Source organism: Pseudoalteromonas sp. P1-30 (assembly GCF_001400005.1).
GTDB classification, from domain to species: Bacteria; Pseudomonadota; Gammaproteobacteria; order Enterobacterales; family Alteromonadaceae; genus Pseudoalteromonas; species Pseudoalteromonas atlantica.
Genome location: NZ_LKBC01000020.1, coordinates 41118 through 45734 on the forward strand (window position 1 = coordinate 41118; position 4617 = coordinate 45734).

At 40.2% G+C, this 4617-nt stretch carries 5 protein-coding genes; 4 read left to right on the plus strand and 1 reads right to left on the minus strand.

Translation table 11 applies throughout. The annotated features are described in order from the left end of the window. The first annotated feature begins 362 nt into the window (after positions 1 to 362). The 3 genes from aspS (at position 363) to AN395_RS18395 (ending at position 3187) form a co-directional block, all read left to right on the plus strand. A complete protein-coding gene (gene aspS, locus AN395_RS18385) occupies positions 363 to 2141 on the plus strand; it encodes an aspartate--tRNA ligase (protein WP_029772588.1) in 1779 nt (592 codons plus the stop codon). Between the two features lie 189 nt (positions 2142 to 2330). Next, positions 2331 to 2561 carry a hypothetical protein gene (locus AN395_RS18390; protein ID WP_054983881.1) on the plus strand — a complete coding sequence of 77 codons (231 nt, stop codon included), beginning with the start codon at positions 2331 to 2333 and terminating at the stop codon, positions 2559 to 2561. Positions 2562 to 2590: 29 nt separating this feature from the next. After that, a complete protein-coding gene (locus AN395_RS18395) occupies positions 2591 to 3187 on the plus strand; it encodes a pentapeptide repeat-containing protein (protein ID WP_054983882.1) in 597 nt (198 codons plus the stop codon). A gap of 90 nt (positions 3188 to 3277) precedes the next feature. Here the strand turns inward: AN395_RS18395 and AN395_RS18400 are convergent, their stop codons facing one another. After that, a complete protein-coding gene (locus AN395_RS18400) occupies positions 3278 to 3601 on the minus strand; it encodes a hypothetical protein (RefSeq protein WP_054983899.1) in 324 nt (107 codons plus the stop codon). Between the two features lie 124 nt (positions 3602 to 3725). Here AN395_RS18400 and AN395_RS18405 point away from each other — a divergent pair, with 124 nt between their 5' ends. After that, positions 3726 to 4469: an alpha/beta hydrolase gene (locus AN395_RS18405; protein WP_054983883.1), complete on the plus strand. Its 744-nt coding sequence runs from the start codon at positions 3726 to 3728 to the stop codon at positions 4467 to 4469. The last annotated feature ends 148 nt before the right edge of the window (positions 4470 to 4617 follow it).

The following is a 4617-nucleotide window of genomic DNA, read 5'->3' on the forward strand; positions in this document are numbered from 1 at the left end:
CGTCCTGCTCACGCCCCTTACCTACATCCATGTAGGCAACAAAGAGTTAATCGTCCCTAGAAAGAACCCAAAGGGCAGCGCATGTTTGGCATTTATGCTGCGTTATCGCCTTTTTATGGGGAATAACCACACTACATAGACTCTGCCTTGCCTAAAAGCCAAACATACTACTGCAAATTAACATTACAAAGCTAAACACACGCCCTAGCATCTTGATACTACTTGGGTATAATGCAGGGCTTAATTTGATTATTTTTAGATTGCTAGCGGCTTTATTTGTATTGTGGTGACCAGTTTTTTAAATCACACGCCTTAAAACAAATAAATATAACCGTTTAAGCCTTTTATCTGACAGGAAAACTATGCGCTCTATATATTGCGGACAGCTAAATAAAACTCACGTAGATCAAGAAGTTGAACTATGTGGCTGGATCAACAAACGACGTGACCTTGGTGGACTTATCTTTGTCGATTTACGCGATAGAGAAGGGTTAGTACAAGTTGTATTCGATCCAGAGGTTGAAGGACTAATGGATAACGCTAACAAACTTCGCCAAGAGTTTTGTGTGCAGTTAAAAGGGGTTGTACGTGCGCGCCCAGAAAGCCAAGTAAATAAAGACATGGCAACAGGCGAAGTGGAAATTTTAGGTACCGAGCTAACTATTATTAATCGCTCTGAGCCGCTACCGCTTGATTTTAATCAAACCAATTCAGAAGAGCGCCGCTTAAAGTACCGCTACTTAGATTTACGCCGCCTTGAAATGAGCGACCGTATTAAACTGCGCGCTAAAGCAAGCAGCTTTGTTCGTCGCTTTTTAGATGACAATGGCTTTTTAGACATTGAAACACCTGTACTTACAAAAGCAACACCAGAAGGTGCACGCGATTACTTAGTACCAAGCCGTGTTCATAAAGGTAGCTTTTATGCATTACCACAGTCACCACAGTTGTTTAAGCAATTGTTGATGATGTCGGGTTTTGACCGTTACTACCAAATTGTTAAATGTTTCCGTGATGAAGATTTACGTGCCGATCGCCAACCTGAATTTACCCAAATAGATTTAGAAACCTCGTTCATGAGCTCTGATCAAGTACGTGGTATGACTGAAAAAATGATCCGTGAAATGTGGCAATCATTATTAAACGTTGATTTAGGCGATTTCCCAATTATGCCTTACAGCGAAGCAATGAGCCTTTACGGTTCTGATAAGCCAGACTTACGTAACCCAATGAAGCTTGTTGATGTAGCTGATTTAGTAAAAGACGTAGAGTTTAACGTATTTTCAGGCCCAGCTAATGACGAAAAAGGCCGCGTTGCTGTATTAACAGTACCGGGTGGCGCTAAGCTTTCGCGTAAGCAACTTGACGATTACACTAAGTTTATTGGCATTTACGGCGCTAAAGGTATGGCGTGGATGAAAGTAAACGACCGCGATGCAGGCGCTGAAGGCGTTCAATCTCCAGTGGCTAAGTTTTTAAACGAAGAGGTAATTACCCAGTTACTTGAACGCACTAACGCACAAACGGGCGACATTATTTTATTCGGTGCCGATAAACGCAACGTTGTAAACGAAGCAATGGGCGCGCTTCGCTTGAAGATTGGTGTTGATTTAGAAATCACTAACCTTGATAGCTGGGCGCCACTTTGGGTTGTTGACTTCCCAATGTTTGAAGAAGATGACGAAGGCACGTTACATGCTGTGCATCATCCATTCACAGCACCAAAAGATATTAGCGCAGAAGAGCTTGAAGCAAACCCAGCAGCGGCTATTTCAGATGCTTACGATATGGTATTAAACGGCTACGAAGTAGGTGGCGGTTCGGTACGTATTCATAATGCTGATATGCAAGAAGCAGCATTTAGAATTTTAGGTATTGATGCGCAAGAACAACAAGATAAGTTTGGCTTTTTACTTGATGCCCTTAAATACGGCACACCACCACATGCTGGTTTAGCCTTTGGTCTTGACCGTTTAGTTATGCTTTTATGTGGTACCGATAACATTCGTGACGTTATTGCGTTCCCTAAAACCACTCAAGCATCGTGCTTATTAACCGATGCACCTAGCAAAGCTAATAGCGACTCGTTAACTGAGCTTGCAATCAGTGTGGTAGAAAAAGCAATTCCTAGCGAAGAGTAATACCGCGCGCAACAAATGCACTTAGCTAGATTTAAAAACCCTTAGGAGTATGCCTAGGGTTTTTTTTATGGTTAAATTTAAATCAGCTCATACCAATCGTGTTAAGTTATTAGTCTATTTAGCACGCTAGAATAGTTAAATATGTAAGTTGCTTGGTATCAAATATTTTTCAATAGAGAGGGAGTTCTTATGTCGTTTAGTCTCACATTATTTGGTGAATTTTTAGCTTTTTTTATTTTGTTTTGCATTCCAATTTTTGCGCTTATTAGCTACAAAATAGGTAAACGCAAAAGCACCATGCCGGGCGTTTTAGCTTTTGTGGGTGGATGCTTAGCGGTATTTCCGCTCTTTGGCTTAATTTTTATCGCCTTATTAGCGCTTAAACAAGACTTGCCAAAAACCAGCCCTTATGCCCATTAAACAACCCTAAATACGGACACGTAGTCACAGTGCCAATTTCTAATAATAGCTATTATTGCGATCAGCAATTTAGTGCCTTACAGCTAGCAAAACACACACTCGAAAACACAGAGTTTGAAGCGTGTACGTTTATAGATTGCGACTTATCTCAGGGGCAATTTAAAACGTGTCGATTTATAGAGTGCAGCTTTGAGCGTTGCAATTTATCGAGCATTGATTGGGGATACAGCTCGCTTGAAAATGTAAGCTTTAGCCATTGTAAGTTAAACAGCGTGCAATGGAGCAATGCTAATTGGGGAGCGCTAAGTATTGATGCGCCGGTGAGCTTTAATAGCTGTGAGCTTAGTAACAGCTCTTTTTATGAATTAACTTTAAAATCACTAAAATTAATACACTGCTTTGCAAAAAATGTTGATTTTAGACATGCCAATTTAAAGCAAAGTACATTTACAGGAAGTAATTTTCGCGATAGTGAGTTTTTTCAAACCACTTTAACTGAGTGTGACTTTGTAGGGGCTACAGAATTTAATATAGATTTAAACAGTAATACGTTAGCGGGTGCTAAGTTTGAGCGCTTTGAAGCCCTTAATTTACTTACAAGCCTTAATATTGAGCTTTGCGATTAATGTGTGATGAGCGTTTAGAAGCTGCATATTGCAAGCCTCTAAACAATGAATAACCTTTAATAAGATTAAACACTAGCCTGTAGCTTGGTATTAACAGCTAGGGCCATTTTTATTACGAGCGTTTGCCAATGTGCGGGCAATTTCAAGCAGTTCAGGGGTGATGTCATCAGCGCCGTCTTTGATTAATTTGGTTACATCACCTGATGAATATAAGCTATCGCGCGGCGACTTAATACCAAGTTCGCGCACAAAGTCTTTTGTTTTACCTGTGCTGCCTGTTTCAATAAATTTAAATATAATACGCTCGTTGTTACTTTTTGGCTCGGCCTGTAACACGGCAATTTCTTCTTTATAGGCTTCTATTCGACTTTGCAAAATGTCGATACGTTGTTCAATAGTGCTGTATGATTTCATGGGGTACTTTTCTAAATTAACTAAAAATAATACCCGTATTATCGCATACATTAGCAATGGCGCGCGCTAACCTTTATAGTAAAAGTTATTTTTATTTAAAAACAATAATTTATATAAGTACAACATGCATAAAACAATAAAAAAGTTACTAACATTAAGTGCATTTAGCCTAAGCGCGAGTTTAATATCACCATTAAGCTTTGCTGATGATGATGTAATAGTGGATCAAAGCCGCAATCGCACCATCCCTATAAATATCACATACCCCAATGAGAGCAATCAATGCAGCGTACACGCAAAGTGTCCTGTAGCATTTGTAAATGCAGGCTACGGCATTAGCCACAATGACTACACGTTTGCGAGTAAGCTATTTAATGCACAGGGTTATTTAAGCATTGCAGTCGCGCATGAGCTTAAAACCGACCCTGCACTTAATCGTATACAGCCTTATTTAACCACCCGCATGGAAAACTGGCACCGTGGTGTGGTAACGCTTAAGTTTTTAGTTAATCAGCTAAGTGCTCAATACCCTGAGTATAACTTTTCTCAGCTCACGTTATTTGGCCACTCTAACGGCGGCGATATATCCGCTTTATATGCTTCAATTTACCCAAATGAAGTAAGCCAACTAATTACCCTCGATCACCGACGCATGTTGATCCCACGTAATAAAAACATACGCGTGCTTACACTGCGTGGTAGCGATTATCCAGCCGATGCGAATGTTTTATTAAATGAAACAGAGCTAAAAAGCTTCCCTGTTAGCCAAGTAATGATTGAAAAATCGCGCCACAACGATATGCACGACGGCGGGCCAAAATGGCTGGTGGATAGAATGAGTAAAGAAATGAAGGTGTTTTTAAATTAGCAAAAATTTGTAGAGCTTTATTTCAGGGCCTGTTGACCTTTCAGGTTTATAATTTGTTCAATCTAGGGGCCATTTAATCACGGCGCGAGGTTTGTAACCTAGTGGGCTCGATAACTGCTCCTGCGTTATTCTAATAACTTACATCCCT